Here is a 14,880-nt window from a genome sequence, read left to right on the forward strand (position 1 = left end):
CCCCGGACGCGATGAGAATCAAGTTCGGGGTTTTCCTTTGTTTTTGTACTTAACTGGTGTAATGTCCAGTTTTTTCGAATCAAACTGTTTCTTTTTAAAAGGAGGCTTATTTGGTTTATGTCTTTTTTCTTTGGACAATACCTCACCGGGATTTTTAGGATTTTCTTTTGTTCCCCTTAAATAGATTACCAAACCATTTAAAAAGTTCCGCAAGATTTGATCTCCGCATTCCATATATTTTGGATGATCTTCTTTTCGGAAAAAAGCCCCAAGTTCACTTTTGGATATTTTAAAATCCACCAATTCTAAAATTGCAACAATATCGTCATCCCGCAACATCAGGGCTACCCTCAATTTTTTAAAAACATCGTTATTGCTCATTATCTACTATAATTCCCAGTGAGTTGCAAATTAGGAATTCGATTATGAATTATGGGTCCTTTCCATATTTTTTATACGAAACCCTTCTTTTTTTTGTTATTAAAGTGTGTAGATACTACAAATTTGCGCTTTATGGGCAGCTATGAAGAAAAATTGAGCATTCTTTCTGAAATGATCGCTTTTGCCAAGGCGGATAAAGTTGTTAAGGAATCCGAATATAACTTTCTGTTGGGGGTTGCTTCCCAATTGGGAGTAGATCGAAAGACGTTCGATGATTTATTCGAAACCAAAGTGGAACGCATAATCCCCAACTCCCAAGCTGACCGAATTCTACAATTTCACAGGTTGGTCCTATTGATGAACGTAGATCAAGAGCAAAGTAACATTGAGATCAGTAAGCTGCATAACATTGGATTGGGTTTGGGTTTACCGCCTTCCGCCATAGAACAAGTATTGTCCATAATGCACAAATACCCCGATAAAATAGTACCTCCGGACGTACTCATCAACATCTTCAAAGCGCATTACAATTAAACATCTTTGGTTATGTAGTTAAATCGGCTGCAGAAACACAGGAGACCTTTTCCATAGTCACCTCGATTTTGAATCCGAAGTTTCTTTACTTAAAAGTATAAAGCGACATTATGACATTAACTTCTACCGGTTTAATGTCAAAAAGTCATAATTTCTGAGTTGGTACATACTTTGCCATGTACAGCTTGAAATTTGTGTTTAACCCTATAAAAATAAAATCATGAGTCTAATAAAAAGAAATGATGTATTGTTCCCTTCCTTGATGAACGAAATTTTCAAGCCAGATTGGTTTGGAGGCATGGAAAATTACAGCACGAAAGTGCCTGCCGTAAATATTAAGGAAAATGAGGCCGATTATGAATTGGAATTGGCCGTTCCCGGTAGAACGAAGGAAGACTTCAATATTGAAGTGGATGATAACGTACTGACAATTTCCGCTGAAGCGAAATCCGAAAAAACCAAGTCGGAGGAAAACTATACAAGAAGGGAATTTGGATTCTATTCTTTTAAAAGAGCCTTTACTTTACCTGAGACTATTGACGAGGACAAAATCAAAGCTTCCTATACGGATGGTTTGTTGAAGTTCGTTTTGCCTAAGAAAGAGGAGGCTCTCCCCAAGCCCAAAAGAATGATAGAATTGTCATAAAAAACGATAAGGAAATTATGCGATTTCCTGCTCAACAGTAGGAGAGTTTCATAAGGGTTGGTTTAGTTGGTTAGTTGAAGAGTGCCTCGGTTTTTTTCGGGGCGCTCTTTTTTTTACGGATTATTGGATGATAGGGGTAAAAGAAACTAGAAAATCAAAAGAAATTTCGAATTTAGACTCATCTAAAAATAAAATTTAAAGTATTTGTTATCAGTAATTTGGGAGGGGTCAATTAATTTATGAGTTGATATTTCGAAGATTGGATGATAACTTGGATTAAGTTAAGGATTTTAATCCAATATTTCAATCCTGTTCCTGTAACATTTTGATTTCATCCCGAAGTTTTGCAGCCTGCATAAAGTCCAATTCCTTGGCCGCTTTTTCCATAGCCTTTCTTTTTTCGCGTATCAATTTTTCAGTTTGATCTTTGGTCAAATATTCCATATCCGGTTCAGCTGCCCTCATGGTCTCCTTTTCGAAATGATAGGTAGAAACCGAGTTCTTGGCCAGGGCACTATCCAAACTTTTATTCAATGCTTTAGGGGTGATATTGTTCTCGGCATTATAGGTGGATTGTTTTTCACGCCGGTAGTTGGTCTCGTCAATAGTCTTTTGCATACTCTCGGTTATGGTATCCGCGTACATGATAGCTTTTCCATTTAAATGTCTTGCGGCCCGGCCCACAGTCTGCGTAAGCGATCGGTTACTGCGAAGAAAACCTTCCTTGTCGGCATCCAAAATGGCCACTAGGGATACTTCCGGCAAATCCAATCCTTCACGCAATAGGTTAACCCCGATAAGTACATCAAAAATACCCTTTCTTAGGTCTTGCATAATTTCTACCCGCTCCAAAGTATCCACATCACTATGGATGTAACGACACCGCACATCGATTCGACTCAAATATTTGGTCAGTTCCTCAGCCATTCGCTTGGTAAGTGTGGTAACCAAGGTCCTTTCATCCTTTTCTACCCGCGATTGAATCTCCTCGACCAAGTCATCGATTTGATTCAAACTGGGCCTAACTTCTATTATGGGATCTAAAAGGCCTGTTGGTCGTATTACCTGTTCCACATATACCCCTTGGCTCAATTGCAGTTCGTAATCTGCCGGAGTAGCACTTACATAAATCACCTGATTCTGTAAGGCTTCGAACTCCTCAAACTTAAGGGGGCGGTTATCCATGGCGGCCGGAAGCCGAAAACCATATTCGACCAGGTTTTCCTTTCGCGAGCGGTCCCCGCCATACATAGCGTGTACTTGAGGAATGGTGACATGGCTTTCATCCACCACCATGAGATAGTCGTCCGGAAAATAATCCAATAGACAGAAAGGGCGCGTTCCCGGTTCTCTGCCATCCAGGTACCTTGAATAATTTTCTATCCCGGAACAATAGCCTAGCTCCCGTATCATTTCCAAATCAAAGTTAGTACGTTCCTCTAACCTTTTGGCTTCAAGAGGCTTGCCTATTTCCTTGAAATAATCCACTTGCTTCACCAAATCGTCCTGAATTTGATGTATGGCATTCTGGAGCACATCCTGAGAGGTAACGAACATGTTGGCCGGATAAATGTTCAGATTTTCATAAACTTCCAAAATGGTGTTGTTAAAAGGATCAAATGCCTCTATTTCCTCTATCTCATCCCCAAAAAAATGAATTCTAAACGCATGATCCGCATAGCTTGGAAAAACATCGACAACATCTCCCTTAACCCTAAAGTTGCCATTTCTAAAGTCTGCGGTGGTCCGGGAATATAGACTTTGAACCAATTGGTGCATGAATTTGGTTCGAGCTATTACCTGATCTTTACGTATTGAAATTACGTTCTTTTGGAATTCCACCGGATTTCCAATACCATAAAGACACGAAACCGAAGCTACGACCAGGACATCCCTTCTGCCGGAAAGCAAGGATGACGTTGCACTGAGCCGTAACTTTTCGATATCTTCATTGATGGAAAGGTCTTTTTCAATATACAATCCGGATGTGGGGATATAGGCTTCGGGCTGATAATAGTCATAGTAGGACACAAAATACTCTATGGCGTTATTAGGGAAAAACTGTTTGAATTCCGAGTAGAGTTGAGCCGCCAAGGTCTTGTTATGGGCCAATACCAGTGTTGGTCTTTGTGTTTTTTCAATAACATTGGCCACTGTAAAGGTCTTACCGGAACCAGTAACCCCTAAAAGTGTCTGATGTGGTTCCTTTGCAATGATGCCTTCCGATAATTGGTGTATGGCCTCTGGCTGATCTCCGGTAGGCTTAAACTCGGATACGACTTTGAACTTCATGTGCTCTTGTTTGTTTATTCGTATGGACACATGCAATCTACTATTGCATTGTCTTTAAAAAATCATATTTAGACTCGAAGATATTTCAAATAGCCCTTGAATTCTGGGGAAGTGGGTTTCATCGCTTAAAATTACAAAAAGGGCATAAATTGGTGAATACTTTTTGGAAAGTCTTAAGGACGACCTTACCGTTTTAAAGTAAAATGACCCCTTATATTTTGATTGCTGGACGATATGGCCTTAAACCAATAATCGGATGATGGAAGAGCGTTGCCACGGTAATTTCCGTCCCAACCTTGAGAGGTGGGGTCTATTTGGGTGATTAGAAAGCCAAAACGGTCAAAAATCCAAATACGGTCTACCTTTATTTCGCCATCTTCTTGGGGTACAATGTATTGCCAAAAGTCATTGATGCCGTCCCCATTTGGGGTAAAGAATTTTGGGAAATCGTCTATGGAAAGTTCGCGGGCAACAATACCCTCTGTTATACCACAACCATTTTTATCCCTTATGTAAACCCTCTGTCTTCGTTCTGAAACATTGGTAAAGACATTGCTATTTTGGTAAGGGCCATTTGGATCGTTCAGCGCAAACTCGTAATCTCCAGAACCACTTGCGTTAATTCTGATTTCCCTATTGTTGGACGCACCCATGACGTCAATACCATTGACTACGGCAGCTTCGGAAAGGTAAACCGAAAATTCCTTGGTAGCAGAGCATTCTATGGTACTACCTGATATAACAATGTTGTTATAAGCTTCATAACGATATTGGCCTATTTCGGATAAACCTACCTCTGGACCATCGGAAAGGAAGGTTTCGGTACCATCTGGATGTATTCTAAACCATCGAAAACCGTCGGCAAGATCCTCCGTAGGAATTCGTGTTGATAAATTTCCCCGGCATATGGCCACCCTATCCGGAAAGTTTATCTCCGGCCTTCGTTTTACGAGACCACCCTGGGAGCTATCAAAAAAAGGTTCACAGAAATTCGCACTTTCGTCCACCAAAAAGCTTTCCTCCCTACAGGGACCCAGATTCCCGTTTTCGTTATAAGGAACTATGCTCACAAAAATCTCGGTATCTATGGGAAGGCTTAGAGGGGGTTTATAGGAAAGCGTATTTCCTACATCAAAGTCGGACAGAATGTCCTGTGTGCCAGGAGCAGTGCCAATAGACAATCTGTAGCCGGTAGCGCCATAAGCGTAATTCCACTGTATTGGGGTATTGGACGAAACATTTGTTTCTCCATTTATTGGTTCGCTCAACGTAGTGCAGGGCGGGGGTGTTGTAACATCTTCGGTACTAAAGGTCTGCCCTGGGCAAATCTGCGTGGAACCATCCTCAAATTGCAAAATTATAGACATGTAAATTTGTGTATTATCCGGTAATCCCAAAGGAGGCACGTATGAATCAATGGGACCGGAAGTACGTCTATTCAGTATGTCCTCTCCATCTGGAGTGGATCCTAGTGAAAATATAAAAGCCGAAATACCGTTTACCTTTGGCCAGGATATGGTGGCATCAACGGGAACACCTATGGCACCATCCGGAGGATATATTAGACGTGGGCATTGTTGTCCGAACACGGATATCGCGAATAGCAATGTCAGGAAGGTTTGTAGTTTTAGTATTTTATCGATATGCTTTGCCATTGTCCTTGTCAGTACAAGTTTATCGTTTAAGTGTAAAATGCCCATTTACTTCTCCATGGTCAATTGATTTAGCTTTGAACCAATAATCGGATGACGGAAGGGGTATTCCGTCCAAATTTCCATCCCAACCTTGGGATTTTGGGTCTATTCGGGTCAGTAAAGCTCCCAAGCGATTAAAAATATAAATAGATTGTAAATCGATTCCTCCTATATCAATTGAAGGATCGTACTGCCAAAAATCGTTGATACCATCTCCATTCGGGGTAAAGAATTTTGGAAAATCATCTAAGCTGAGCCCATTGTTGGAGCTGCCTTCGGCCACTCCACACCCATTTTTGTCCCTTACAAAGATGGAGTAAAAACCTTGAGGGAGGTTTTCAAAAATATTACTATTCTGAAAGGGGCCATTGGAGTCCAATGCAAATTCATAGTCACCTATGCCCTCGGTTTGTACTATAATGCGCAATCCACTCGTCTGCTCCGTGACATTAATATTGGATATGTTGGGAATCTCGGAGGAGATTACCGCAAACTCCTTTGAACTTGAACATTCAAAAACGGTACCAGGTTGTGAAACCAAATTGGAAATTTCATAGCGATAATTACCTTCTTGGGAAAAGCTTACTTCCGATGTTTGTGAAATAAGAGTTTCCGTATCGTCTGCGTTTAGTCTATACCAACGGTAACTATCCGCTTGATCATTGGACATAATTCTTACAGAACCATCATTTAAACATAGAGAAATGACATCTGGGAAATCTATTTGTGGACTAAAGGAGATGAGTTCCCCGGTAACGGAATCGATAAAAGGGTCGCAACCTAAAATGGTGGAAAATGATTCTTGAACACACCCTATGGCATCACCTCCATCATTAAAAGGGACTATGGTCACGAAAAAAGTCCTTCTGGGCAAGAAATCCAATAGTTCTGCCGTGGTGCCGCTGAAAAGGCCATTATCCAAAATATCATTGGAAGTGGGAGAGGTCCCTATGGAAACGCGATAGCCCTCGGCACCGGGTGCTTCCTCCCATTCCAAAGTAGATGCCAAGGGAACGTTGATAGTTCCGTCCAATGGATTGGTCAATGTGGTGCAATCCGGTATTTCCGAAACAGAGCCGGTGGTAAAGCTATAGTCCGGACATGAACCTGTGGCCGGGCCATTTTCATTAAATGGTAGTATTCTAACAAAGATTTCAGTATTAAAGGGCAGGTCACCAGGAGGGTCAAAATTGACGGAGGTCATAATAGTCTCATCAAGAATGTCATTCCCACCTGGAGATGTGCCTAAAATAAGTCTATATCCAGTGGAACGGGGTGCATAGTTCCAAGATAGTTGTGTGCCGATATCAACCTCGGTTGCCCCATCCACGGGAAACTCCAATGTGGTGCAAGGAGGCGGTATGGTTACATCCTCCGTTCTAAAGGAACCAACACTACAGATAACATCGGCAGCATCAAACAAAAAGAGGGTAATGGTTACATAAATCGTAGTGTTTTCGGGAAGTCCAAAAGGAGGTTGATATGTCGTATCTATTCCCACACCGGCACGATCCAAGATATCTCCTCCTCCTGGTGTTGTACCGATACTAATTAAATAGCTGGTAATCCCATCTACCGGGTTCCAAGAAATACTCGTATTCACGGGTACACTACTATCCCCATCCATGGGATCTGTTAACATTGGACATGTCAATTGTGCTTGGATGCTGAGTCCTCCAAGTATGATGAACGATATATGTAAGATTTTTTTGAGCACTTTTAGTATTCAACTTCCATTAATTCCATTGCTGTTATAACACCGCATTTTGTTCCATTCATCTTTTTAAGGCAAAATGGCCCTTAAATTCTCTTCCATCCTCTAGAATGGCACTGAACCAATAATCTGAAGCGGGTAATGCTTCGGCATTGTACGTGCCGTTCCACCCACTATCATTAGGTACTATTTGAGCCACTTTTTTTCCATATCTGTTAAATATGGTTACTAGAGTATTGGTCTGAAAGCGATTATCCACCCCAATAATCTGCCAAATATCGTTGATGCCATCGCCATTAGGGGTAAAAAACTTTGGGTATCCTATAACCGAAACCAGCTCTTCAATGCTCCCACAGCCATTTTTATCCCTTATGGAAATGGTTCTAAATCCAGGGGCCACATCTTCAAAGAAGGCCTCATCCTGAAATGGGGCTTCATCCATGGAAAACTCATAGTCACCATCCCCGGAAACCATAATTTGAACGGTGTTGTTTTCTGATATGTCCTCAATCAGAATATCTTCTACTACGGCTTTATTGGAGGGCAGTACTGCAAAGCCTTTTTGATTAGTACAGATTTGGGTTTCCCCATCTACCTCATAAACATATCCTACCTCCAAAACATAGTTCCCAATTTCCAGAATATCAATTTGTTGATTATCGGAAACTACTTCTTGGAAATCCCCTTCTTCTTTAAACCAAGTATAGGTATCAAATCCATCGGGTCCCGTTATACTTAAGTTTGGATTGTCCGTACAAAGAAGATGGACCGGTGGTAAGCTAAAGTTTGGTGATGGATTTACCTGCAATTGAATTTGCAGGATATCCTCACATTGATTCAAATTTTCCAGACGGGCAAAGATTACTGTAGGTTCCGTGATATGGATGTTGGGCAGTGGGTTCTGCTCCAAGGTCACATCTTCTAAATTCCCATAGAACACTACCTCATTTTGAGGGTAATTACTTCTCCCAAAACTTTCAAGATCAAAGGTCCCCTTAAGAATTTCATCCCCAGGATCATCATCGCAGGCATAATGGGTCATCTGTGCCGATTCGTCCAAATCTACCGATTGTATCCGAAGTTGCAGCTCCCCAAAACTTTCACACCCCAAAGCGCTGGTAACTTTGTAGTATAGGGTTTGATTAAATGCCTGGGTGTTAACAAACCTTTCGCGATCTGGGATAGGATTGTCCGTATCCCTATCTTGAATGGTTTCAAAAAAAGTATAGGTGTATTCCGAGTTAGGCTCCACTTGTCCTAAATTGGTGGTAGTAATCCCATCGGTTGAATTTTCCATATCTACCTCACATTGTATAAGGGTAAGTGGGTCGTTGGGTGGAAGGGGATGTACATTTATCAGGGATTCTCCCAAAATAGGGCATTCCTTGGGGTCCGGCAACAAAATTTCCAAACTATATTTTCCAGAGTGGGTCTCGTTGGCCGTATCAATTTGAAAGCTATTTACCCCTGGATTCTGAAAAACCACACCATCCTTTTTCCAGGTATAGATGGCTCCAGGGATATTTTCAGTTTCCAACAAAAAGGGCTCGCCCTCACATAAATCCAGTGAACTACTGGTAGTACCATCCCCATTTTGAATCAGTTCTATCTTGTTGAAAAAAGATTGTATAAAGGGTGGAAGCCCTTGGGTCCCTATTTTACCATTTAGGGTAATGGCATTGTGAATGTATTCTGCCCCGAGACCTCCTCCATTAGGATTATGGATAACCCCTAGAAAAGAAGAACCCCTAAAATAACTTTCTGATAGGGTTCTATAAATAGTACCATTACTCCCTAATTGAAGGGCTCCCCGATAAACTTCCCTCCTATCCAGGACCACCCTCGAACTGGAAATGTCTCCTGCTTCCATATCCAATTGGAGTAATGAGGAGGTATGGCCTTGGGCGGCTTGTACGTCGTTGGATGCATGTACATAAAGGTATTTCCCATTTGGTGAGAATTCAATGCCATAAGGGTTGTTGTCCGGTGCGGGGAGACTCACTCGGTTTTGATTTGAAAGTTTTCCTGTTTCTGCATCAAAATCGTAGATATAGAGCCCAAATCTCATATGGGCACTGGCCATTTTTGTTCCATCCGAAGAAAATTTCAGGTAACCCCTGGGGTCTTCAATTTGTAGATCGCTAAAAGTGGTTCGGATGGGATTTGTAACTACGCCGTTGGCATTTACCTCAAAGGCATGATAGGTGTTGAAAAATCCTGTGGTTCCGTTCTCAGAGGCCAAAGTCATCAACCATATAGATTGGTCTGAACATTCTTTGACCACCGCGGTAATTTTTTCAGAGCAATCTTTAAGAAGATTTATATTCTTTTCAACAATAGCACCATTTCCGTTATTTCGGGAAATATCCACGATGGAATAGTTTAATCCGTTGTCGGGATCATTTTCAAAAGTAGAGGTGTCAACGGTAAAGATGTAAAATATATCCGGGCTAGAAGGGGCTGGCACTATAAGGGCAGACTGGGTGCTGGAAGGATCGCCATATAGTCCTCTTCCATTTTCCATGACCGAATGTGTCCAGTCATATACCGTAATACCATCCGTGTAAAAAAGTAAATTTCCAGAACTATCGGAAATGGTGGCACATCCTTCAAAAGTTTCGAGCTTACCATCAGTTATTGGGGATACGCTTCCATCATTGTTGAATACAATACCGGCACCATTCCCAAAATACCAGTTGGAGGTTTCGCCTTGCCCAAAAATGAAGACAGGAAATATTATCCCTAACCATAGGAGGAATGTAATCGTCTTGTTCATAGCGTTTCCCGAAACACTACAAGATACTACAAATCACGCTTTTTTAATAATGCATAGGATAAATAGATGAAAATTGCCGTCCAGCCGAGCACAATTAACATTTCGTACCACTGCACCATATAGTTGCTCTCCAAATTAGCCCCTAATTGTTTTGCGGTAGACTGTATTACATTTAGCCGAGTTATGGGTTGGTCGATTAAATTGTACATGGATTGTAGCGGAAAGAATCCCATGACCATGTCCGCTACTCCGTTTTTAGTGCCAAAAAGCTGTCTTTCGCAAATTATAGTAGCTACACCTTCAACAATTTGCCAAATAAATAAAAACCCTAAAGCAAAGGCCGAACGTTTGATCAGAACACCTAGAAAAAGACAAAAAGAAAAGAACCCTACAAGTTTGAGGAAATATGCTACTACAAACTCAAGATCCGAAAATATGATAGCAACTTCATTGTAGTCTGAATAGATAAGTCCCAAAATTAAGGATACTACAAATAAAAATAAGGTCGAAATGAGGGCAAATGCGATAACCATCAGAAATTTGGAGAGGACAAACTCTTTTTTTGACAGACCGTCTATAAGATTTTGTTTAATGGTCTTATTGCTATATTCATTGGCCATCATAGAAACAATAACGATTGCCAAAAAGAGCTTAAGCCAAGCCACAAAATAGGAGTTGAAATGCCAGATATACGGGAAATTAAAAATACCCTGATCGGCCAATTGAAAATGTATGTCCCCAAAATCGAATTTAATCATCGACACAAGGGCTATTGAGGTCACCAAGATGAAGTAGGAAAACACCAGTACTCTACTAGATCTGTTATTCCAGAGCTTTATAAATTCTATTTGAAGTAATCGGATCATAACTATGTCTAGTTGTTTTGGGATTTGGTAAGGGTAAGGAATTGCTCTTCAAGGCTCTCTTTTCTTTTCACGAGATGGGAGAGAACAATCCCCTTTTCAAATAGAAATCTGTTCAGTACTTCCGCATTCATCTCTTCTTTGAGGAATGCCGTTAGTAGTCCGTTGTCTATTTTAATCTCTCCAAAACTGGAATTATCCTCTAAAATAGATTTCAATTTATCCATGTCATTGAATTTCAGTTCAAAGAAACCATAACTAGCTAACATTCCGTCCACGCGGCCGGAATAGAGTTTTTCGCCCTTTCTCAGAATGACTACATGGCTACATACCTTTTCTACTTCGTCCAGCAAATGCGATGCTAATAAAATAGTAGTGCCCTTGGACGCAATTTTCTTAATTATTTCCCTGATTTGATGAATACCTTGAGGGTCTAGGCCATTGGTGGGCTCATCCAAGATCAGGATTTCAGGATCGTTAAGAAGGGCGGAAGCGATTGCCAAACGTTGCTTCATTCCCAAGGAATAAGCACGGAACTTACTATTTTTTCGGTCCAGCAATCCTACAAGTTCCAATTTCTCCTCTATTTTATCCTCGGAGACCTCTTTGATCTTACATACCAGCTTAAGGTTCTGTACCGCGGTCATGTAGGGGTAAAAATTTGGCCGTTCAATAATGGCACCTACTTTTTTAAGTGCCTCATGGGTAGATGTGTTCCCATCAAACCAAGAGAAGTCACCACTTGTTCGATTTACTACGTTGAGAACAATGCCCAAAGTAGTGGATTTACCACTTCCATTGGGTCCCAGAATACCATATACATTGCCTTTTTCAATTGAAAATGATAGGTCTTTTACGGCGGTCAGATAGCCGAATTTCTTGGTAAGTTTATTTACGGTAAGTATCTTCTCCAAATTAAAAGCCTTTTAGGATGGTTTATGTTAACTTGACGAGGAAAGCTTAACTTTGTTACAGTCCTATCCTATTAAACGTAAAAAAGGCATTATGGAGGATGAAAAAATGATGTCCAAAAAGAAACCCACCTATCCGGTCAGCGGAAAGCTGGACGCTTATTTGGAGGAATATAACCGCAAAATAGAAATCCCCATATTCTATGAGGATTTGTTGCGTTTTGCCGGTTCTGTGGCCGTATACGATGCCGAAGGCGAGGACACTTTGTGGGTACGTGTATATTATTCGGATTCAGAAAGAGAGGAAATTGACCTGAGCCTTAAAAAAGTATATTCCATACTACACTCGGATGGTAGCGATCGGATTTTTCAATATCTCAATGTGGATGCAGTAGACTACTGTACTTTTGGGAATTCAAAACCCTTTCGCATCAAGGTACGAAATATTCTAAATGACAATTTCACCTATTTCTATGTAAAAAAAACAGATGCTTCCCGTATCTACGGGTTGGAATTGGAGCATATGCTTTCTCCGTACAATCTTAATTTTTTGGTCCATAAGGATACCCTTATAGAAGAACATATAGCCGGGATTCCGGGCGACGTGTTCATCAAGGATATGCTACCCAACTGTACAGAATCGGAGAAATCCCAATTGGCCAAGGAATTTGTAAAATTCAATGAGCGCTGCATGATACGGTTATTGGGAGATATGCGTTCCTACAACTATGTGATAATGCCAGTTCACGATTTTGACCATGTGGTATACAAAATAAGGGCCATAGATTTTGACCAGCAATCGTTTGAAGGTAAATTGAAGGTATACTTCCCCCAATTTTTTAAGGAGAATTTTGTAATGGTGGAAATGGTCCAAAAGAAGTTGTTACAAGATTCTGTGGATCAGTATAAAATAGAGGAGCGGTCCATAGTGGCCAAACGTATCCTAAGTTCTGGAAATCGCTTAAAGAAACTTCGGAATGCCTGTAAAACGGATATTATAAGTAAAGAAGAAAATGTAAATCTCCTAAAGGAACAGATTTATGAGCTTGTCCTGGATAAGGATTTTAGGCAATGTAATACCATGGGCGAGATATTGGATTTGGCCTTGAATTTTGTACGCCGCAATTACGAAAATGTGAGCATGAGACAGATTATCGAAAAAAAGTTCGATGTTCAGTAAGCAGTAAGCAGTAAGCAGTAAGCAGTAAGCAGTAAGCAGTAAGCAGTAAGCAGTAAGCAGTAAGCAGTAAACAGTAAACAGTGAAATATGCTCGATATTCCTATTCAGCTAACACAGTTTTCCCTATGTATTTGTAAACTGACCGAATGAAAAAAAATCGTATTCATTTTACGGTAATACCATGCAAGAAGAAAAATAACTGCAACTACTGGATACTGCGATCTCCAAGTAGGTACTAGCTCTTCTGTTCCTTATTGAAATAAACTAGGTAGTAGTACATTTGTCGTTCTTCATCCCAGCCTTTTTCAACAAATTTTTCAGCGGATTCCGGATTGATGAAATCCAGTTTTATTTGGATATTGGTATCTAGATTAATGACATTTTTTATCTTCTTCCGCACATCGGAAACCGCTTTGTTGGCGATGTCAAAATTAGAAACATCCTCAATGCTGTATTTTGGTCCTTTTTCTACCTTATAATGTTTAAATTCTGGAATGAGTTCCGGGTTTTCCATAACTTCATTTAAAAAATTGGATTCCTCGAAGGCATCGTTTTTGGCAAAGTGATTAACGGCTTTGTTCATAAAAAGAACTTCCTGTTGTTTATCCTCTGCCGGCAAAACAACATCCTTGGCAAAATTCTGGCAAAACTTCAAATAGTTTTTGGTATAGAAGTTTTCATCGGCCAATACATCAACCCCCAAAAAGTTCTCCAACCAATATTTGGTGTCATATCGATTACTATCCACAGATAGGACCTTGTACCCTTCTTCTTTGTTTACATTGAATATGAGACAACCTTTATCCAACTTATTAACATTGATTCCCTGTTGAATAACGATATCTAGATTACCATCATTTTCCTTAAATTGTAGAAAATCATGTTTTAATTCACTTTTGAAAATACCAACGGCATCTACTTTGGTGTTGTCCAACAGAATACCCGTGAAATATGCTACATAAACCTCTCCACTTTTTATATGGGGATGATTGGACTGATCAAAGAGATGGGTGGCGATTTTTTTGGAATTCAAATGAATGCTATCCTGATCGGCAAAAACTTCTGTGACAATTTTAAAAAGTTCATTGAATTCAGTATCCACCTCATGGGACAATTTGAAATAGTTTTCCTCCTTTTCCCGAAACGGTTTAAAGAAATATTCCTTTAAAAGACCATTGGTCTCATCGTTCAAAACAAGGGGTTTCTCAGATAAAAAAACGCTCTCATTCTTGTTTTTGTTGCCTACGCTGTGGAGGGAGACACTTTCAATTTGGGTAGGGTATAAATTTAACATAACTCGGGTAATGGTTTTTTGTTAATGGTCAAGGACTAAATGTCAAAAAGTAAATGGTAAAAGGTTGGCGATGACCCAATTTTTAGTTCCAGTTTTCGTCGAAGTCCAAGTCATCATAATTTTCAAAAGTATCCTCAAAATCAAATTTAGGATCGGACTTAAAGTTTTTCTCCGGCGGATTTTCGGGAAGTTCCCCAAAACTAAATAAAAGGTTGGGATACGATCGTCCGTCTTCTTTTTTAACGATATCGGCCAATTCTACAAAGAAGGTCCACATATTAAGAAAATCATATACATAGATCAGTTTTGGAGTTTTTTCGGTAAGGATGTCTTCTAAAAAGGTCTCGTTCATTAGGCGAACATCCGAGCCGTTTTCCGCCATATCAAAAAGGGCTATTTCCTCATCTTGGGCCCAATTGTCGTCGCAAGTGTAGAAAGATGCCATTTCACTGCCCAGAAAACCAAATGATTGGGTAATCGCATTGTGAAAATCTTCCAGGGTATTTTCTGCATTGATCTCTAAATCCCTGAAAATATCCTCCTTTGCATCTAGGATTATCCTGATTTTATAAATCATTCGCTTTCACTTTTGGGT

The 14,880-nt window shown here is 40.3% G+C and carries 12 protein-coding genes; 3 read left to right on the forward strand and 9 right to left on the reverse strand.

All coding sequences use genetic code 11. The features are described 5' to 3' along the window. Positions 1–18: 18 nt before the first annotated feature. A complete protein-coding gene (locus tag ACP2AF_RS11455) occupies positions 19–381 on the reverse strand; it encodes a DUF1456 family protein (protein ID WP_425236290.1) in 363 nt (120 codons plus the stop codon). Between the two features lie 132 nt (positions 382–513). Between ACP2AF_RS11455 and ACP2AF_RS11460 the strand changes: the two genes are divergently transcribed. Together ACP2AF_RS11460 and ACP2AF_RS11465 are read left to right on the forward strand one after the other, a co-directional pair. Further along, complete coding sequence (locus ACP2AF_RS11460) at positions 514–915, forward strand: TerB family tellurite resistance protein (protein WP_425236291.1); 402 nt, start codon at positions 514–516, stop codon at positions 913–915. Between the two features lie 220 nt (positions 916–1,135). Continuing rightward, complete coding sequence (locus ACP2AF_RS11465) at positions 1,136–1,561, forward strand: Hsp20/alpha crystallin family protein (RefSeq protein ID WP_425236292.1); 426 nt, start codon at positions 1,136–1,138, stop codon at positions 1,559–1,561. Positions 1,562–1,864: 303 nt separating this feature from the next. On the opposite strand, the gene uvrB is transcribed toward ACP2AF_RS11465, so the two are convergent. The 6 genes from uvrB to ACP2AF_RS11495 form a co-directional block, all read right to left on the reverse strand. Beyond that, positions 1,865–3,853, reverse strand: a complete 1,989-nt coding sequence (gene uvrB / locus ACP2AF_RS11470) for an excinuclease ABC subunit UvrB (protein ID WP_425236293.1) — start codon at positions 3,851–3,853, stop codon at positions 1,865–1,867. A 185-nt stretch (positions 3,854–4,038) separates the two neighbouring features. Then, positions 4,039–5,508 (reverse strand): T9SS type B sorting domain-containing protein, encoded by a 1,470-nt coding sequence (locus ACP2AF_RS11475; RefSeq protein ID WP_425236294.1) that lies wholly within the window; start codon positions 5,506–5,508, stop codon positions 4,039–4,041. Between the two features lie 19 nt (positions 5,509–5,527). Further along, the gene (locus ACP2AF_RS11480; protein ID WP_425236295.1) at positions 5,528–7,189 is read right to left on the reverse strand and encodes a T9SS type B sorting domain-containing protein; all 1,662 of its coding nucleotides are present in this window, start codon (positions 7,187–7,189) and stop codon (positions 5,528–5,530) included. Positions 7,190–7,322: 133 nt separating this feature from the next. Continuing rightward, positions 7,323–10,037, reverse strand: a complete 2,715-nt coding sequence (locus tag ACP2AF_RS11485; protein ID WP_425236296.1) for a T9SS type B sorting domain-containing protein — start codon at positions 10,035–10,037, stop codon at positions 7,323–7,325. A 26-nt stretch (positions 10,038–10,063) separates the two neighbouring features. Further along, positions 10,064–10,903 carry an ABC transporter permease gene (locus ACP2AF_RS11490; protein ID WP_425236297.1) on the reverse strand — a complete coding sequence of 280 codons (840 nt, stop codon included), beginning with the start codon at positions 10,901–10,903 and terminating at the stop codon, positions 10,064–10,066. A gap of 8 nt (positions 10,904–10,911) precedes the next feature. After that, positions 10,912–11,814, reverse strand: coding sequence for an ABC transporter ATP-binding protein (locus tag ACP2AF_RS11495; RefSeq protein WP_425236298.1), 903 nt, complete (start codon positions 11,812–11,814; stop codon positions 10,912–10,914). A gap of 91 nt (positions 11,815–11,905) precedes the next feature. On the opposite strand from ACP2AF_RS11495, the gene ACP2AF_RS11500 reads away from it, so the two are divergent. Further along, entirely contained in the window at positions 11,906–12,991 is a 1,086-nt protein-coding gene (locus tag ACP2AF_RS11500; protein ID WP_425236299.1) for a hypothetical protein, read from the forward strand. Between the two features lie 235 nt (positions 12,992–13,226). On the opposite strand, the gene ACP2AF_RS11505 is transcribed toward ACP2AF_RS11500, so the two are convergent. Together ACP2AF_RS11505 and ACP2AF_RS11510 are read right to left on the reverse strand one after the other, a co-directional pair. Next, on the reverse strand, positions 13,227–14,285 hold the full coding sequence (locus ACP2AF_RS11505; protein WP_425236300.1) for a nucleoid-associated protein: 1,059 nt from the start codon (positions 14,283–14,285) through the stop codon (positions 13,227–13,229). An 82-nt stretch (positions 14,286–14,367) separates the two neighbouring features. Then, positions 14,368–14,862 carry an IS1096 element passenger TnpR family protein gene (locus ACP2AF_RS11510; RefSeq protein ID WP_425236301.1) on the reverse strand — a complete coding sequence of 165 codons (495 nt, stop codon included), beginning with the start codon at positions 14,860–14,862 and terminating at the stop codon, positions 14,368–14,370. Between the last annotated feature and the right edge of the window lie 18 nt (positions 14,863–14,880).

This window comes from Ulvibacterium sp., assembly GCF_965248315.1.
In the GTDB taxonomy this organism is placed as follows: domain Bacteria; phylum Bacteroidota; class Bacteroidia; order Flavobacteriales; family Flavobacteriaceae; genus Ulvibacterium.

Bases quoted from the DNA above. Each gene is read 5' to 3' on its own strand.
- ACP2AF_RS11455 (WP_425236290.1), bottom strand. From the start codon at position 381: ATGAGCAATAACGATGTTTTTAAAAAATTGAGGGTAGCCCTGATGTTG.
- ACP2AF_RS11460 (WP_425236291.1), top strand. From the start codon at position 514: ATGGGCAGCTATGAAGAAAAATTGAGCATTCTTTCTGAAATGATCGCT.
- ACP2AF_RS11465 (WP_425236292.1), top strand. From the start codon at position 1,136: ATGAGTCTAATAAAAAGAAATGATGTATTGTTCCCTTCCTTGATGAAC.
- uvrB (WP_425236293.1), bottom strand. From the start codon at position 3,853: ATGAAGTTCAAAGTCGTATCCGAGTTTAAGCCTACCGGAGATCAGCCA.
- ACP2AF_RS11475 (WP_425236294.1), bottom strand. From the start codon at position 5,508: ATGGCAAAGCATATCGATAAAATACTAAAACTACAAACCTTCCTGACA.
- ACP2AF_RS11480 (WP_425236295.1), bottom strand. From the start codon at position 7,189: ATGTTAACAGATCCCATGGATGGGGATAGTAGTGTACCCGTGAATACG.
- ACP2AF_RS11485 (WP_425236296.1), bottom strand. From the start codon at position 10,037: ATGAACAAGACGATTACATTCCTCCTATGGTTAGGGATAATATTTCCT.
- ACP2AF_RS11490 (WP_425236297.1), bottom strand. From the start codon at position 10,903: ATGATCCGATTACTTCAAATAGAATTTATAAAGCTCTGGAATAACAGA.
- ACP2AF_RS11500 (WP_425236299.1), top strand. From the start codon at position 11,906: ATGGAGGATGAAAAAATGATGTCCAAAAAGAAACCCACCTATCCGGTC.
- ACP2AF_RS11505 (WP_425236300.1), bottom strand. From the start codon at position 14,285: ATGTTAAATTTATACCCTACCCAAATTGAAAGTGTCTCCCTCCACAGC.
- ACP2AF_RS11510 (WP_425236301.1), bottom strand. From the start codon at position 14,862: ATGATTTATAAAATCAGGATAATCCTAGATGCAAAGGAGGATATTTTC.